Source organism: Pseudomonas sp. Pseusp49 (assembly GCF_059491875.1).
In genome coordinates, this window is the sequence record NZ_CP168514.1 from 5,282,649 (window position 1) to 5,300,340 (window position 17,692).

Below are 17,692 nucleotides of genomic sequence, written 5' to 3' on the forward strand. Positions count from 1 at the left end.
CTTGCCCCCGTTCGGCTGCGAAGCAGTCGTAAATCCTGCAACCGCCCTGTCTGGCACAATGCGGTTGCAGTTTTTTTTTTGGGGGGGGTGGCTTCGCCACCCAACGGGGGCAAGCCCCCTCGCCACAGCAAGCCCCCTCGCCACAAAAGCTATCGGCCACTACCCAGTCTTGCTGCTTAACGGCAAAATGCCGACATGAATCCAGCCCTGCCCGTCTGCTGCACCCCCCTCGATGACCACTGGCCGCTACCGTTCGTGCTGCCCGATACGGTCCTGTTGAGCACTCACTTCGATAGCGCCCGACTGGCCAGCGATGACTTTCAGCGCAGCGCAGTGGAGGTGCCGGCGAGCATTCAGCGCTCTGTCGCCAAACGGCAGGCGGAGTTTCTCGCCGGGCGGGTGTGCGCGCGGGCTGCGTTACAGCGCCTGGAAGGTTTGAGCGTCATTCCGGCCATTGGCGAAGACCGGGCGCCGGTCTGGCCTGCTCATATCACTGGCTCGATCACCCATAGCACAGGCCGGGCCGCGGCGATTGTCGCGAACAAAAGCCATTGGCGCGGCCTGGGCATGGACCTGGAAAACCTGCTCAATGTCGAACGCGCCGAACGCCTGGCCGGGGAAATCCTCAACCCGCCGGAGCTACAACGCATGGCGGCCGGTACTCGCGAGCAACGGGCGTTGCTGGTGACCCTGACGTTCTCGGTCAAGGAAAGCCTGTTCAAGGCACTTTATCCGATCGTTCAGCAACGGTTTTATTTCGAACACGCCGAAGTGCTGGAGTGGCGTGAGTCCGGTGAGGTGCGGTTGCGACTGCTCACGGATTTGTCCCGCGAATGGCGCAACGGCACCGAGCTGGATGCGCAGTTCGGGGTCAAGGATGGGCAATTGTTGAGTCTGGTCAGTATCAAGGCCTGACGATTTTCGGTGCTTGGTATGGCCCCTTCGCGAGCAAGCCCGCTCCCACAGTTGACTTGTGTACGACACACAACCTGTGGGAGCGGGCTTGCTCGCGAAAGCGGTTGAACATTCGCCGGAAGGCTCAACGCTTCTCCTGATTGCGCGGCCAGCTCAGGCTGAAACACGCCCCACCCAGACTCTTGCTCTTGCCGATCAACGCACGCCCGTCGTGCCAATGGATGATGCGCCGCACGATCGACAACCCCAGCCCATGCCCGCCGGACGCACGGGTGCGGCTGTCGTCCAGACGCAGGAACGGCGTGAAGATCTTCTCCCACGCCGACTCCGGCACCCCCGGCCCGTCATCCTCGATATCCACCCGGCAGCGCTGCTGCCCCACCTGATAGCTGATGGTCACCCGTGATTGCGCATGGCGCATGGCGTTGCTCACCAGGTTCTGGATCGCCCGGTGCAGATAACGCGGTTCGGCCTCGACCCAGGCATCGTCGTTATCGGCGGCCGACAGGCACAAACCCCGCTGTACCGTGACGTCGGCACGCAACGGCGCCAGTTCCTCAATCACCTGGTTGACCAAGGCATCCAGATCGATCCGCTGGAAATTCAGTGCCGGAGAACCCTGTTCGAGCCGCGCGTAGGTCAGCATCTCGTCCACCAGCCGGTCGAGATCCTCGATGTCGTTGTCCATGCCCTGGCAGTATTTTTCCAGGGCTTGCGGCGTGGCGGCCGAGCCGATCATCTCCAGGCCAAAGCGCAGGCGCGCCACCGGCGTGCGCAATTCGTGGGATACCGCGCGCACCAGTTCGCGCTGGATCGCCAACAACTGCTGCAAGTGCTCGGCCATGCCATTGAACGCCGAAGCCAGCCGTCCCACCGAGTCCGCGCCCCGCGCCGGCACGCGGGTTTCCAGGCTGCCCTGGGCAATGCGCGTGGCGGCGGCCTCCAGGCCACGCAAACGGCGCTCGAGCTGGCGCACCAACAGATAAACGATCAAACCGATCAGCGTCAGGCCCAGCGCAGCGATCAGCACCAGCCATTGCGGGGGATAAGGATTCATCTGATACAACGGGCCGATTTCCAGGACCCACGGCGTGCCGACCATGCCGGCAAACACCCGGATCGAATCGCCCTCCTTGCCCAGCGCCATCACGGTGTCGCCCTCGGACACCCGGCGGCTCTGGTCTTCGTCCATGTCCGCCTCGTCAACCGTGACCAGGCGCAGATCGAAGCCAAAGCCCTTGTCTTGCTTCAATTGCGCCAGCCGCATGGGCTGATCGGCTACGGGGGTGCGCACCAGCTCATCGGTCAACAGGTAGATGGTCGCCCGGGCCAGTTGCTCGCTGATCTGCTGCACTTCCCCGGTCAGCATCAACTGTTCCTTGTCGCTGACCAGCTTGTAGACCTTCGCCGCATGCGGGCCGGTCTGTTCCACCAATGCCTGGCCGCGCAACACACGGGTGCGCTGGGTAAGGTCGAGGTCAGTTTCGACAAAGGTTTTCAGCGCCAGCGGAATGCCCAGCAACCGCTCCCACACCAGCAAGGCCCGATGGCGCTCGGTCTGGTTCATCGGTTGCAGGTTGTCGGCCATCAGCGAAAAGGTGCCGTGGGCCAGGCGCTCGCGGTATTGCTCGCTGCGCACCTGATTGAGCAGGTGCAACGCCAGCACACCGAGCACCGCCACCAGAATCAGCGCGGCACACATGCCGCCATAGATACGCAGGAAGATCGAGTTCACAGGGTCTGGTCTACGCAAGCCTCGGGAACGAACAGATAGCCTTTGCTGCGCACGGTCTTGATCAACCGTGGATGCTCCGGGTCATCGCCGATCTTGGGACGGATGCGCGAGATGCGCACATCGATGGAACGGTCCTGACCGTCATAACCGATACCTCGCAGCGCAGTGAAGATCTCTTCCCGGGAGAGAATGCGCCCGGCATTGGCCACCAACAGCCAGAGCAAGTCGAATTCGGCGCTGGTCAGCTCGATGCCGTTGCCCTGCAACCAGGCTTCGCGCAAGGCGTTGTCGACGATCAGCGGGCCGAACTGCAGACGCCGTTGTTTTTCCGGGGCAACTTCAGGCGTTTCGCTACGGCGCAGCAGGGCCTGGATGCGCGCCAGCAGCAGGCGCGGGCGTACCGGTTTGCAGACGTAGTCGTCAGCCCCCAGGTCCAGGCCGAGAATCTGGTCGGTATCATCGGTGCGAGCGGTGAGCATCAGGATCGGGCCGTCATAACGGGCGCGAACCTTGCGGCAGATGCTCAAGCCATCTTCGCCGGGGAGCATCAGGTCGAGGATCACCAGGTCCGGTTGTTCCTTGATAATGCGGTTCGCGGCGAGGGCACCATTCCCTTCGATCGACACACGCAGGCCATTGGCTTCCAGGTAATCGCAGGTCAGTTCGGCCAGTCGCTGGTCGTCCTCCACAATCAATACCTGCCAGGCTTCTTGCTCCACGGGTGACCTCTGCTTGCCAAAAACACTAATAAGGAAGGATCCACCCGTCTTTTTGTAATGATTCGGGGGGACAAATATGTATACACGCTGGGCCGAATGTATAAACGCCGCCCGTCGAGAACACAAGCGGGTAAATGCGTTCGGACAACGCGGTTTTTTGTGATAGGGTTCGCGCCCTTAAAAATCTGACCGAGCGTTTTCGAACGCAGAAATTCGCTGAAAAAAGGTCCGGTCCAGCAGCGTCGCGGCCTACACGCCGGTTCCCTCTTTCACACACAATTTACGCACAGGTTTATCCACAGGTAGTACGTTGCAATCCTCCCCTAAAACGCATTATCTTGTAGCCCGGCGCTAAAAAAACCCTAGATATAGGGTTTTGCGCAAAAAACCAAACACAAACCAGACACCAATTTCAAGCGCTTTTATTGCCTCTGTCCGGTTGAACCAAACGTATTTTCGAAAGACCAAACCGCGCATGCGGATGGCTACTGTGTTTCGGCCCCGAGTGGTGAAAACGGTACGGGTGTTGCAGTCCCAACTGTCACCTGCAAAGGACCAAGGTTTCAGGCCCAAGGCGTGAAACCAAAGACTTCGGCATGGAAGCGGCGCCCCATAAAGCCCCCTTCCTACTGTCCCGAAGTTGTTATGCCCGGCGCTCGCCGGTTGTAGTGCTTCAGGACGGAACGGTGGGCACCGTGATGGTGCCCAAACAAACATAGAGAATGTGGAGACACTCCCCCATGCAAACCGACACAACTCGCGAGAACCCGCAGGGCACCTTGCCGCAGGCCGCTGATTCGAATTCGGATCTGTCCGCCACCGCGCCTGGCCAACTGCGCGTGATCAAGCGTAACGGCACTGTCGTTCCCTACACCGATGACAAAATCACCGTCGCCATCACCAAAGCGTTTCTCGCAGTTGAGGGTGGCACCGCTGCCGCCTCGTCGCGAATCCACGACACTGTTGCCCGCCTGACCGAACAAGTCACTGCGACCTTCAAGCGTCGCATGCCATCGGGCGGCACCATCCACATCGAAGAAATCCAGGACCAGGTCGAACTGGCCCTGATGCGTGCCGGCGAGCAGAAAGTCGCTCGCGACTACGTGATCTACCGCGACGGTCGTTCGAAAGAACGCGCTGCCCACGCCCCGGCCGAAGCTGCGGTCAACGCACACCCGTCGATCCGCATCACCCGCGCTGACGGCACTTTCGCGCCGCTGGACATGGGCCGCCTGAACACCATCGTCACCGAAGCGTGCGAAGGCCTGGAAGAAGTCGACGGCAACCTGATCCAGCGCGAAACCCTGAAGAACCTGTACGACGGCGTGGCCCTGACCGACGTCAACACCGCCCTGGTGATGACGGCCCGTACCCTGGTTGAGCGCGAGCCGAACTACTCGTTCGTGACCGCCCGCCTGCTGATGGACACCCTGCGTGCCGAAGGCCTGGGCTTCCTCGGCGTCGCCGAAAGCGCCACCCACCACGAGATGGTCGACCTGTACGCCAAGGCGCTGCCAGCCTACATCGCCAAGGGTATCGAATACGAGCTGCTGAACCCTGAGCTGGCCTCCTTCGACCTGGAAAAACTGGGCAAGGCGATCAACCACGAGCGCGACCAGCAATTCACCTACCTGGGCCTGCAGACCCTGTACGACCGTTACTTCATCCACAAGGATGGCGTGCGTTTCGAACTGCCGCAGATCTTCTTCATGCGCGTGGCCATGGGCCTGGCGATCGAAGAGAAAGACCGCGAAGCCCGTGCCATCGAGTTCTACAACCTGTTGTCGTCCTTCGACTACATGGCTTCGACCCCGACCCTGTTCAACGCCGGCACCCTGCGTCCACAGCTGTCGAGCTGCTACCTGACCACCGTGCCGGATGACCTGTCGGGCATCTACCACGCGATCCACGACAACGCCATGCTGTCGAAATTCGCAGGCGGCCTGGGCAACGACTGGACGCCGGTTCGTGCGCTGGGTTCGTACATCAAGGGCACCAACGGCAAGTCCCAGGGCGTGGTTCCGTTCCTGAAAGTCGTGAACGACACCGCCGTAGCCGTTAACCAGGGTGGCAAGCGCAAAGGCGCTGTGTGTGCCTACCTGGAAACCTGGCACATGGACATCGAAGAGTTCATCGAGCTGCGCAAGAACACCGGTGATGACCGTCGTCGTACCCACGACATGAACACCGCCAACTGGATCCCTGACCTGTTCATGAAGCGTGTCTTCGATGACGGCAAGTGGACCCTGTTCTCGCCGTCCGAAGTGCCGGACCTGCACGACCTGACCGGCAAGGCCTTCGAAGAGCGCTACGAGTACTACGAAGCCCTGACCGAGTACCCGGGCAAGGTCAAGCTGTTCAAGACCATCCAGGCCAAAGACCTGTGGCGCAAGATGCTGTCCATGCTGTTTGAAACCGGCCACCCATGGCTGACCTTCAAGGACCCGTGCAACCTGCGCAGCCCGCAGCAGCACGTCGGCGTGGTCCACAGCTCGAACCTGTGCACCGAGATCACCTTGAACACCAACAAGGACGAGATCGCCGTTTGCAACCTGGGCTCGATCAACCTGCCGAATCACATCGTCGACGGCAAGCTGGACACCGCCAAGCTGCAACGCACCGTGAACACTGCCGTGCGCATGCTCGACAACGTGATCGACATCAACTACTACTCGGTGCCGCAAGCGAAGAACTCCAACTTCAAGCACCGTCCGGTCGGCCTGGGCATCATGGGCTTCCAGGACGCCTTGTACCTGCAGCACATCCCGTACGGTTCGGACGCAGCCGTCGAGTTCGCCGACAAGTCGATGGAAGCGGTCAGCTACTACGCGATCCAGGCTTCCTGCGACCTGGCTGACGAGCGCGGCTCGTACGAGACGTTCCAGGGTTCGCTGTGGTCCAAAGGCATCCTGCCGCTGGATTCGCAACAGATCCTGATCGAGGCCCGTGGCCAGAAGTACATCGATGTCGACCTGAACGAAACCCTGGACTGGGCACCGGTTCGCGCCCGTGTACAGAAAGGCATTCGTAACTCCAACATCATGGCCATCGCACCGACCGCGACCATCGCCAACATCACCGGCGTATCGCAGTCGATCGAACCGACCTACCAGAACCTGTATGTGAAATCGAACCTGTCGGGCGAATTCACCGTGATCAACCCGTACCTGGTTCGCGACCTCAAGGCTCGCGGTCTGTGGGACTCGGTCATGATCAACGACCTGAAGTACTACGACGGTTCGGTGCAGCAGATCGAGCGTATCCCGCAAGAACTCAAAGAGCTCTATGCGACCGCCTTCGAAGTGGACACCAAGTGGATCGTCGACGCTGCCAGCCGTCGTCAGAAGTGGATCGACCAGGCTCAATCGCTGAACCTGTACATCGCCGGCGCCTCGGGCAAGAAACTGGACGTGACCTACCGCATGGCCTGGTACCGTGGCCTGAAAACCACTTACTACCTCCGTGCCCTGGCCGCAACCAGCACCGAGAAGTCGACCATCAACACCGGTAAGCTGAACGCTGTTTCCAGCGGCGGCAACCACGGTGAAGATTCGGTCCTGGCAGCGCCTGCCGGCCCTGCTCCAGTGCCGAAGGCTTGCGCCATCGACGAGCCGGATTGCGAAGCTTGCCAATAAGCTGAGCCGGTGAGCACTGAAAGGTGCTGACTCGAAACCCCCGATGAGCCTCTGGTTTATCGGGGGTTTTCTTTTGCCCATGAAAAAGATCGCAGCCTCGCTTCGCTCGACAGCGCCTACATTGAAATGCGATTCCTGTAGGAGCTGTCGAGCGAAGCGAGGCTGCGATCTTTTGATCTGTATCTTGCACTCACAAAAAAGCCCCTCGAAAGCACCTATACCCTAAAAATACATAGGATGTGGGTGAGTGACCGCAAGGTGTTGTCTAAATTGAATTTTTAGACCAATGCGCTGTTATGCATAAATACATCGCAATGCATCAAAACCTCCAGGCGCCGACGGCAACGTCGGCGCCTTTTTATTGGGCAATAGGATCGCCCAGCGCCTTGCGAACTGCGCGGGCAAAGCCCACCTCGAACATCGTCCGGCCGCGCTCGTTAACAATTTCACCGTGGCTGCCTTCCTTCATGCCGCGCTCTTCGAGGTAGCTGGCCGACACAGCTTTTTCCAAGGCTTCCCGTTCTGACGGTGTGAGTTGCGCGGACGAGTCGAGCAAGGCGGCCCGCTGTATTTTCGGGGCAGCAGAGCCGGTTGCACCTATGTGACGGCGGTCCACGTTCACTTGGGTATGGGCCTTCAGCACGTTGAGCTGCGCCTTGAGCTTGTCGCGCTCAGCGATGACGGCCTGCATAATGGAGCGGATGGCAGGGTCTTCGATGCGCATCAAATATTCGTGGCTCGCTAAGGTCTTTGGGGGCTTGGGCGTAGCGAGACCGGCATAGGCGGCCCAAGCTTCGATGAGCGCCCGGTAGTCGGCAGATGGAGCGTTGTATAGGGCTCGGCCCTTCAAGATGCCTTCGGCTTCAGCTAAGCGGCCGATGGTCGGCAGTGCGAAGTCGCGCGAGCCAGCCGCGTGCTGCCTACAACAAAGCTCATGCATCTTCGCAAGGTTTGCCCGCCGGTTAGAACGTCCACCCTTGTCGAGGAGCGACGTCAGCACAGCGTCCGGGTGGATGTCTGTCATGCCGTTCATGCTTCAGCTCTCGCCGGGGGGGCTTTGCCGGGTGAGCGGCGCCTTATCAGTCTGTGCTCCGGTCAGCAGGGCGGCTAGGTCCATGCCAAAGTGCTGGCTGAGGCGCGCACCTGCGTCCATTATGCGAATTACTTCCCGCTGGCCCAGAACGGGATTTTCAGGGTTTATCTGCTGGGCCAGTCGTCGCATGAAGGCGTTGCCGGCGAGAAGTTGTTCCTGTTCGTTCAGGAGCATGAATATGGGTTGTAGGTTGTCGCGGTAGAGCACACCATCGAGCAGCTGGCTGCGGCGGATGACCGCCTTGCCCGGCTCCAGGTCGGGGTAAACCTCGACGCTGTCACAAACTCCGGCCAGTTGGAGCAGTTCCGACTCTGTCTCCTCGAAGATTACCTGTACCTCTCCTACCGCACCCACCGTGACTAGTTGCGTACCGTCGCCCTGAGGGGCTTCAAGCACCATCTTGCAACGTTCGATGAGCCGCCAGCAGGCCACTAGGTCTTCGGCCAAGTCACTGAATCGCCTCATCGCGCTTTCCCATACTCGCTCGGACTGGCGGAAGGCGTCCATCCGGGCGAACGGCTGCCCCGCGTGCTCCGCATCCGCCTTCTGCTTTTTCAGATCTTGTAGCTCCTGCTCACGGCTAAGACAAGCGTTACGGGCATCGTCAAAGTGATACGCAAGCGTGTTGAAGTGGGCTGCCAGCGCAGGCAGGTGATGCGGCTCGGTAACGAACCAGCGACAACGCACGCAATTGCGACTGCCACCCGGAACTGGACCGTATTTGGTATTCACTGACGAACTGCTATTGGTGATAATAGGCCCCCCGTTGTAGCACCCCCCCACCATGCCATTGCCTTCAACGTCGCTGGTGTTGCCGCCGACCAAGCACAGACCGTGGTGCATCGGCATCCAGCCCGCCGGGTTGCGCGCGGCTGGATGCTGCGGGATGGCTGCGGCTAGGCTGGGCACACTGTTACAGATGGCCTTCTGCAGTAGTTCCTCGTGTAAGGTGTCAAGCAGGAAGTCCTGAATGCGCGCTTCCTTGTTCGCCTCCAGTCGCTCCGCGGCGCCAAGCAGCACTTCACGAATGTAACTCCCGCCGGGCTTTGTGTAGTACAGCGTCATAAGCAGGCGGCTGTGGCCGACGAGCTTCTGCAAAACGGGGAATGGCACTTGTCCATCCAGAGCCAGAGCGGTGATGAGGGAGACGCGCAGGCTGTGCAGGGGAAAGAGAGTTGTCCTCCCGTTATTTTGCTCTTCCAGTGGTGGCAAGAAACGAATCAGTGCGCCGTTGCGATGAGTCTCACCACGGTTAGCAAGGCGGATTTCCAGTGCCTCCAATAGACGGAACCAGCACACCTCTAGTTTACCGTATCGCTGCACAGGAAAATTCCGCTCGCCACCTCGCGCCTCCGGCAGCCTGAAGAGAAAGCAGGCATCCGAATAGCCAGCGAGTTGCACCTCGCTCTTCGCCCGGAGGTGACGGCCGTCCAGTTCCCTCCACGCCGTGCGCCGCGAGACAGGGTTGTACTTCTCCTGCCAGTTGCGCAGTTTCTCCAGCCAGTAGAAGACATCTTGGTGAACCGGCCCGCCAGAAGGCCAGGGCAGTACGTAGCCCTTGTCAGGACCGGATCTAGCGATGTCGGCGGTCTTGTTCGTATTTATGTAGAGAATGGCCAACGCCGGCTCAACGTTGGTGGCCGGGTTACTACGGCGGAACACCCCTTGCTGAAGGGGGTAACGTGCGCTGCCCTGCGCCAGCCGGTTCGCGTTCAACGCCCACGCGCCCCCTGTGTAGCGCCAGGTATCGGCTTCGCCTGAATCGAGCATGCGGACCTGGAAGGTGCGTAACGGCAGTATGAGCTTGACGAGGAGAGCTACCCAGCGCACCGGTGACCACATTTCCAGGCGCGTGCCGTTCTTTATTGGTCGCTCACGCCACACGCAGTCCGGGTCGTTACGGTCAATCTGGTCTTCGTTCACTTCAAACCAGTCGGGGCCGCGCTGGTCGCTTTCCGCGCCTAGGGCACCATGCGCCCAATGCCAGCCCCGGAAGTTCGGCCCTGAGGCGAGCAGGCAGCGCAGTTCGTCGATGTAGCCGTAGGGTAGCGGAGAATGTACGCTTTCGTCGCGCCGAGGCAGGCCGCTCCTGGACATCTTGGGTACTGGGTTGTGGAAAGCTGGCGAGACCACTGGATCACCGTCGTCGGCTGCTTCGCTGAACTCGCGCAGAAGCACGAAGTGCAAGAAGGCGTGGATGGTGTTGTTGTATTGGATGCCGTCCGCAGAATCCGGGCAGACTGTGCGGTGAAAGTCAGGCAGGACCGTGACGCGGGCCAAGAATACTGCCGGCTCGAGCGGCAACCCCAGCAGGACGAGGTATCGCTCGAAGAACGCCGCGAGGGCCTGGAGCTTCTTACCAACTCCGCTTGTTTCCCCTTTCAACCACAGCATGGCCAAGGCGCGCCAGACAGCCAACTGCGGATATTCGCGTTCCACCCAGCCCAGGTTGGTGTCGGTATTACGATTCAACCCTTTCCTCTTCGGGACAGGGCCGGTGGATGTCTTGGTCGCTGTCTTCTCTTTGGTCATGTGGATTCTTCACTCGCTGAGCTCGATGCCTGGTACTCGGCCAGGCACTATCCGCGTACCGGCGTGATTGTCCTGCAGCCGCTGCGCAGCCGTATTAAGCGCCGCCAAGACCTCGCGAGCGGTCGCCCGGGTGTATACCTCTTGGCTTTCCTCGGAGGCGTGATGCATGAAGCGGCGTATCAGTGACTTGTCGACGCCTGCGCTGCGCAGCCGGCGGCCGTAGGCGTGACGGTGACCGTGTGGTGTCGTGCCCAGTGCTTTGCTGACCTCAAGGCCGATACGTTCGCAAGCGTTGGCATGTGCTTTGTTGTACTGGGCGAGCGTGTACATCGCCCCCACGGGCTCGCGGCTCAGGTTGATGAAGGCAAACGGATGGTCGCGCTCGATACGTGCAACTTGTTCCAGGTAGCGATACCACAGTTGTAGGAACCACTCTCCATACTCAGGCAGGAACCAGTAGGCCTGCTTGTAGTAAGCCGCATCGTGCATACCGCCCTTCCAGCCGGCGTGGCGCCGGTCCATCACCTCGGTGCGGGGCGTCAGGCCGAACCGCTGGGCGAGGTATTCCGTGCGTTTGCCTTTACGAGGTTTGCCCTTTTCGTCGCACCAATCGGCAGGCGCAGCGCCATGGCTTGGGTGATGGATCAGCACCTTGGCTTGGCGTGGGCAGACCAAGTCAGGGAACACGTCCGAAATGTAGAGGTGGAAAGGCTCCGACTCGCGGAAGCCAGCGCCGTGCAACAGAAGCGTGATGAGCATTCCGCGATAGTCCTGACGTCCGGCCGTCCTGAATCCCTTGGCTATCAACTCCTCGAAGCGCTCTTCCGGGAAGGCCGGCGGCTCACTTCTTTCGACCTGCGGAAGGCGTCGTCCGCGGACACGATGTCCTGCTTCCGTGGGGGCTGCATTCGCTGCCCACGTGTGCCCGAGGAAGGCCCTGCTACGTCGGAATTGGTACGCAGCCTCGTCAGTCTGTCGGTCGAAGGCGCCGCCCGCATAGTGTGGATTCAACAAGGCCGCCTCGGGACGCATCTTCCCAAGCCAATCGAAAAAGTCCGTCAGTTGGGTGACGATGTGCGAGGCGTCCTGCGGCGAGCGCGGCGCCCAGCACAAGCCGCTGGGATCAAGCCCCGTCTTAAGGTCGAAGGTGCCGGTATACAGCCTCTGAGCGAAGTTCTGAAACAGGCGATAGGTGTCGCGCTCGGCGGGGTTGGATTGCAGGTACTCGAGAAACATCCGGACCGAGCGGGTCACTTTCGACATCCAAGTGAGGCTGCGGTCATGGCTGCGAGACAGGCAATAGTCGAGTAAAGGCTCCAATACCCCAGCCGGCGTCAACAGCGCTGGCAGCTCGCTATAGACCCCTGTGGCGTCGGTGTAGACGCGAGCCTTGACTGTCACAAACACGATGTGCATCTCTTATCTGAGCATCGTATAAGTTAAAGACGCCATTCTTGGCCTTCCTCAACGATCTGGTGCTCTTCGCTGACCACGCTGAGCGCCTTACCGCGATGTGCCAAGCAGAAGCGCGATACAACCTCAGCTTCGACGCCGGCCGCGGACGTCGTATCGGCAAGTGTGTCAATCCAGACATAGCGCAGTGTTTCTAGGCACGCCAGATAATAGCCGGTCGACATGGTTCAGCTCCGATCAATGGACCGATAAGGGCCAGAAGGACGAGGTTTATCCATATTGCCTACAAGCCGAGCAAAGACGCAGAAATGTAAACGCTCACTCCGTCAACGCTGGACAGATTGATGAGCATAGTCGATGGAAGCCGATCAGGTCGCAGGCTGAACGACGAGTACAGGGAGGGAGAATAGGGCTTTAACTTCGATAGCGCGATTTGCACTCCACTTCAATACCTGCTCGCATTGACACTTGCGTCCGCTTTGGGTCGGGTTCAGCCGGTCTTGGCAGGCAGAAATCGGCCAATAGCTGTAAGTAAAGAAATGTTGTCTTTAAGGCTATTTTCAGCACTTAAAGGAAACACTTTTTTTCCTTGCTACTGGTATTTTTGGGCAACGATGAAGCGCGGGACAACAATCGCACGGGCGGCCAGGAACCGTCAGCCTTCAGCTTTGACGAACGCGCCTCGTATTCTTACCGGCAGTAACGTCCCGAAGGCCTAGGAACCAGGATTTTGAGAGACGGTTTTATCCACCCCTTATCCAGCCTCATGCACATTTGTTTTTTCGTCGCTGAATCCTGCCTTCAAGCAAATTATGGATTTTTGCATAATTGCGCATAATTCAAATATTATAGAGTTTTCTGCTAATAATGAGGCATAAATGGCTATATTAATATAATAGATCTAGTCATTAAAATATTCTGGTGTTCGCGTTTTTTTGCTATTACTTCGCGTATTCAAAGCCCTGGCTACAGCTGCTTGCTTGGACAGATTTCTGTCTGTCACAACCGTCAGCGATGGGTCGACTGCGGCCTTCCACGACCGGCTACCCATGTCGTTTTTCCCTCATGTTGGAGCCGCTCAGTGATTCCGGCGCCTTGCTAACTGTTGTATGCGTTTTATCGTCCATAAATCAGTCACTTACCCAAACTGCTTCTTTTTGCATATTTCAAATGCGAGGTACGAGCAAGTGACTGCCAACCTACACAATTGAAATTCCAAGGTAACTCGTGTTTTGAGCGCCCCTCAGAAATGTAGGTTAAACCCCCGGATTCGGGGCTTTCGCATCCTGGGCGGAGTATCGGTCGGGATTGGGCGCGGCTTGCATTGTGAGTACGCTAACGAGCGCTGTGCTGCTGGCGAAAGACTACGTAACGCCTCATTAGACAAATATCTGAGGCGTTACTCAGCTCTATGGAAATGGTAATCAAGCCGAGTCGTAGAGTCGTTTAACTCCCGCTAATAATTGATTGACACGCAACGCATTGCAGCCAGGATATTTTAGTTGGCGAACTAAGTACCCATATGCAACTGCCGCTCTCTCCCGTTTTCCCGCAGCTATGGTTTCCGACCACACTCTGCAACCGTCAAAAAACTCTTCAGCGGGGCAATTAAGACCAGAAAATTCCGGCTGCCCCCATAGCAAAGCCTCCTTCTCATTCGGCCATTCACTATTTCTAAATGGACCATCCGGATGGAAAAATGTGCTTAGCTCAAATGTAATAGGATCTCTACAGAGGGCGCCTTCCTCAACATCACCATAATCAATGAGAACTGGTACGCAAGCGTCGGAGAGAAGAACATTCATCCCATGCAAATCACCATGCACACAACCCCATTTAACGAGAACAGGGTTTTGCTCAAATCTTTCCACCCATTCGTGTGAAACTAGGTTTCGAACCTCTGCGAATTGCTCATCGCTTATAAAGCTGCGTCTTATACTTTGAATTGAAACTCGTTTTTGTGTTGCCGCATCTGTCCAGCGCTGAACGCATCCCATGACCGCCTTTATTACTTCAGTAGCGCCTTTTTCAACAGTCGAAAATCCAGTAAATTCTGAGGCTGAAGCTAGGCTGTAAAATACTCCTGACGTATCTTTAGCACCATGATTCAAGACAGCTACTTTTCTAGGTGTAGCGCTGGGCTCTAATCTCAAGATATATTTATCATGCCGTTCTACCTCATCTTGGATGTGGTCGGGTGAGCCAATCTTTGCGATCGAATCGTGAATTTTAGCTCCACTACCGTCCCTAACAAGAAGTTTTAGAACTAGTGCACCGGATAAGCCGCCACTTAGTCTACGTACATCACAAAATACTCCGCCCACTGACGCAGTGAAAATTCGTACTAAACGCGCGACACGTAGATCTAAATCGGTTGCCGAATTGATCTCAACGTCGCATACGGCATCGCATGCCTTAATGTATGGATGAATTAGCGCATCCAGATTGTTTACTCGGTGCTTTGGTTGAAATCCAATTAATGATAGCGTTTTTCCTTGGCCCCAAATATCGACTTGATGGTTGAGGGCCATCATCTCCGGCAAAAATTGCTCTGCGGATGATCCTGTCAGCATGAATACAGGAGTACCAGGAGCAACAGCCCTCGCCAAATCTAACAAGTCTCTCCCATGCTGAGGATCACTGTCCATGGATTGATTCGCAGTAGGCAACTTTAAATCTAAAAAAATCAGATCGAAGAAATTATTTGTCAAAAAATCTGCCGCAACTTCGGCATAGGCAGCGACTGTAAAAATTGGTTCACGACATATCGAGGAAACCCGCCTCTTAATTTCCTCAACAAAATCGGGTTCATCCTCGATTATAAGAATATTCAATTCATCAAGCTCCATCTTAGCTCATATGCAGCTCCATCTGCTCCCGAATTTCGGAGTTCGACGGTGCCATGCAGTGTTTCAATTGCTTGTCGTGCTATACCCAAACCGAAGCCAAGGTGGCCCGACTTCGTAGATTCACCGAGAACAAATGATCTTGATGAATTACTTGGTAAGCCCGGGCCGTTGTCGATTATTGTTATCCAATTATCGATGTCTGTTTGACCCCAGCTAACAATAATCGTCGGCTCCCGGTTTTCGGAGCGGACGGAGATAGCTGCCTCTATGGCATTCTTAATGCCATTGCAAAGAGCCAGCGCCAAAAGACCTCTATCACAGAATATGACCAGTGGCTTTGACCCTACATAGGAAGCCTCAACATCACGTCCAACTCGCTCAAGCTCAACTAAATCTCGTATAAATGATGCAAGATCCATTTCTACTGGCTTAGGCGATGAAGTGGCTTTTTTAAGTTCTTCAATACCATCAAATGTATCTTGGAGCTGTTCTACTCTACGCTTTGAGTTGGAGTTCTCATAGTTTGGTATGTCATGGGATACCTCACTGGCAAGAAGGCCGAGCTTTGAACCGATTTCATGCAAAAGAAGGCCTGCAACCCATTCTATGGCATCAGCCCTAATGCGCTCCCTAACGTCGGCGGGGACAATGTCATCCTCCGCTACCGGTTTCGCTGGTAATTGGACGTGAAGACCAGACACTATTCTATCAATACGCTTTTTAACGTATAAGTCCGTTTCAGTAGTCTGAAGTCTAAGTAAAAAAGCTATATCCGACGGTAGAGCAACCCGTTCTAACGCCCGCAATGCGCGAAACCTAACGTGCGAATTGCCGGTAGTCAGCGCCAGGAGAGCCTCTTCTCGGTTCATGTTAAGAGTTACCACTATAGAAAGTTGCACGCTTTGAAAACGCCTCTGCGCCACCTTCCATAACGGTACTTATTGCCGAAACGATGTCCCGCTCATGAAGAGGGCCCGAAGAAATTCTAAAGCCGCGACGGCCATCCGAGCCAAGATGCAGCACCATGTCGGCATTTCCGAGCACCGGAATATTAGGATTATGTGTTGAAAAAATTATCTGTCCTTGACCACCTCGCGAAACTATCACCTTGATCAAGGTTTTAGCGATAAATGCATTGTCGATATGATCTTCCGGCTGATCGACTATTAACATCCGGTTCATATGAGATAAAATCAACGGTAATACTACGGTGCATCGCTGCCCGGTTGAAAGGTCAGATATATCTTTATAATCTGTGCCATCGAGAAGTTGTAGGGAAACTTCATCTTCTATATTGATGGTGCAAATCTCTCCTAAATCACATCCCTTTAGGTGTGACAAGAGTCGGGCTGCTCTATCCGATGTGATATTTGCTGCGTCTGCTATAGTATCCGCGTCAAAATCATCTACAGCCTCTAAAAGTGCTCTAGGGCTCAAATTATTTGCTAGAGTTTCGGCCACCTCGGCGTACCGTAATCCACTTCCTCTTAAAGACTCAGAGATTGAGGCAGCAAACTTTTTTACTTGCCCATTCCGGAAAACTGATACGCGTATGCTAGGACCAACCAGTTTATTTAACGCATCAGATGCTTCATATCTTGCTTTGTATCGTGAGGCGCGTATCTCATCTAGCTGATCTAATGCAGCGGCTCTTTTATCAATTAGACTCTGTATGAATATTTTTCTCTGCCCTAGATACGCGGTTATGGAATCCAGTTTCGCAATTTTCTCTCTTAGCTCTTGTCCTTTTCTTAGCACTGCTCCTGATCCGGCTTGAATTCCTTCTACCTCTACCCGGAGCTGTCTTGCTATATCCTCTTGTACAACTTTATCACCAGTGCATTTTTTTACGATTTCATCCAATTCGTGATATATATTTATGACTTCCTTCAGCTCGCCACTTAGGCGCTCTTTTACGCCTTTTATCCTCTGATTTATGGCAAGGATGTTTGTCGTAACTTTCGCTGCAAGATCAGCATCAATATCAGACGGCAGACCAAAATCGATCCCCTTTTTTACTTCATGACTCCAACCTGCAACACTATCTTTAAGCCGAGTGACATGCTGAAGTATTACACTTATCCCTGATATTTCATTAGAGTGGTGGCTGAGAAGCTGTGTTTTTGCCTGCAAATCTAAAGAGGTTTTCGAGACTTCTTGCTCTGCTTGAGCTGTTTGAGTCAGCTCTGCATGCAGGTTAGGAAGAGCTTTCTGTGCTTGCTCGAACTCATCTATTTCCTTTCGGCAAGCTTCTATCTGTCGTGTCAAGCTCCTACACTCTGCAACGACATCTCTTTCAACTACGTCGGAGTCTTGCTTGGCTCTTACAAATCCGTCGAGAAGTCTTAGTCGTCCTGCCGCCTCTAGCCCTACGGTTTCGATTTCTGTTTGAGAAAATATTACAGGCTTCCGATATACAGAAGTGGCTCTTGGGACATCATCAGAAGCTGTTCGACTAACTAAAATTGTTTTGTCATTATCAACTAAAGTAACCGTAACCTGGCCAGCACCAAGTATAGATAGAGCATGATCTCTGCTGCGTCTAGTAGTTTCAGTCGTCGTGCTGGTGACATCTAAACAAAATCTGATTAATTCGATGAGTGATGTTTTACCTGTTCCCCGCGAGCCTATTATTGCGTTCAGCCCCGGAGTAAAGGTGATATCCAAACCATCGAGGAAGCCCTCGTCGACTTGTACGCGTTGTATATACATTTAAACTCCAATCCTTAGGATTTTTAACGATGAATCACTCAGTTCATCAAAGATACCGCAGGCGTGCAATCTAGAGAATCCACAGGTAG

11 protein-coding genes are annotated in these 17,692 nt (G+C 55.8%); 2 read left to right on the forward strand and 9 right to left on the reverse strand.

What is annotated here, in order from left to right; translation table 11 throughout:
- Positions 1 to 195: 195 nt before the first annotated feature.
- Complete coding sequence (locus ACEN83_RS23460) at positions 196 to 915, forward strand: 4'-phosphopantetheinyl transferase family protein (protein WP_495578571.1); 720 nt, start codon at positions 196 to 198, stop codon at positions 913 to 915.
- Positions 916 to 1,039: 124 nt separating this feature from the next.
- On the opposite strand, the gene ACEN83_RS23465 is transcribed toward ACEN83_RS23460, so the two are convergent.
- Together ACEN83_RS23465 and ACEN83_RS23470 are read right to left on the reverse strand one after the other, a co-directional pair.
- Complete coding sequence (locus ACEN83_RS23465; RefSeq protein WP_495578572.1) at positions 1,040 to 2,650, reverse strand: ATP-binding protein; 1,611 nt, start codon at positions 2,648 to 2,650, stop codon at positions 1,040 to 1,042.
- Positions 2,647 to 3,369 carry a winged helix-turn-helix domain-containing protein gene (locus tag ACEN83_RS23470; protein ID WP_495578573.1) on the reverse strand — a complete coding sequence of 241 codons (723 nt, stop codon included), beginning with the start codon at positions 3,367 to 3,369 and terminating at the stop codon, positions 2,647 to 2,649. Before ACEN83_RS23470 ends, ACEN83_RS23465 begins: the two co-directional genes overlap by 4 nt.
- A gap of 740 nt (positions 3,370 to 4,109) precedes the next feature.
- Between ACEN83_RS23470 and ACEN83_RS23475 the strand changes: the two genes are divergently transcribed.
- Positions 4,110 to 7,004, forward strand: coding sequence for a ribonucleoside-diphosphate reductase subunit alpha (locus tag ACEN83_RS23475; RefSeq protein ID WP_495578574.1), 2,895 nt, complete (start codon positions 4,110 to 4,112; stop codon positions 7,002 to 7,004).
- Positions 7,005 to 7,362: 358 nt separating this feature from the next.
- Here ACEN83_RS23475 and gmtX read toward each other — a convergent pair whose 3' ends face one another.
- The 7 genes from gmtX to ACEN83_RS23510 all read right to left on the reverse strand — a co-directional run bounded on the left by gmtX (position 7,363) and on the right by ACEN83_RS23510 (position 17,603).
- Complete coding sequence (gene gmtX, locus ACEN83_RS23480; protein ID WP_495578575.1) at positions 7,363 to 8,037, reverse strand: gamma-mobile-trio protein GmtX; 675 nt, start codon at positions 8,035 to 8,037, stop codon at positions 7,363 to 7,365.
- Between the two features lie 3 nt (positions 8,038 to 8,040).
- Positions 8,041 to 10,629 (reverse strand): gamma-mobile-trio integrase GmtZ, encoded by a 2,589-nt coding sequence (gene gmtZ / locus ACEN83_RS23485; protein ID WP_495578576.1) that lies wholly within the window; start codon positions 10,627 to 10,629, stop codon positions 8,041 to 8,043.
- Between the two features lie 9 nt (positions 10,630 to 10,638).
- A complete protein-coding gene (gene gmtY, locus ACEN83_RS23490; protein WP_495578577.1) occupies positions 10,639 to 12,045 on the reverse strand; it encodes a gamma-mobile-trio recombinase GmtY in 1,407 nt (468 codons plus the stop codon).
- A gap of 23 nt (positions 12,046 to 12,068) precedes the next feature.
- Positions 12,069 to 12,266: a hypothetical protein gene (locus ACEN83_RS23495; protein ID WP_495578578.1), complete on the reverse strand. Its 198-nt coding sequence runs from the start codon at positions 12,264 to 12,266 to the stop codon at positions 12,069 to 12,071.
- Between the two features lie 1,200 nt (positions 12,267 to 13,466).
- The gene (locus tag ACEN83_RS23500) at positions 13,467 to 14,891 is read right to left on the reverse strand and encodes a response regulator (RefSeq protein WP_495578579.1); all 1,425 of its coding nucleotides are present in this window, start codon (positions 14,889 to 14,891) and stop codon (positions 13,467 to 13,469) included.
- A complete protein-coding gene (locus ACEN83_RS23505; RefSeq protein ID WP_495578580.1) occupies positions 14,873 to 15,760 on the reverse strand; it encodes an ATP-binding protein in 888 nt (295 codons plus the stop codon). The genes ACEN83_RS23500 and ACEN83_RS23505 overlap by 19 nt, the downstream gene beginning before the upstream one ends.
- A gap of 1 nt (position 15,761) precedes the next feature.
- Positions 15,762 to 17,603 (reverse strand): AAA family ATPase, encoded by a 1,842-nt coding sequence (locus tag ACEN83_RS23510; protein WP_495578581.1) that lies wholly within the window; start codon positions 17,601 to 17,603, stop codon positions 15,762 to 15,764.
- Between the last annotated feature and the right edge of the window lie 89 nt (positions 17,604 to 17,692).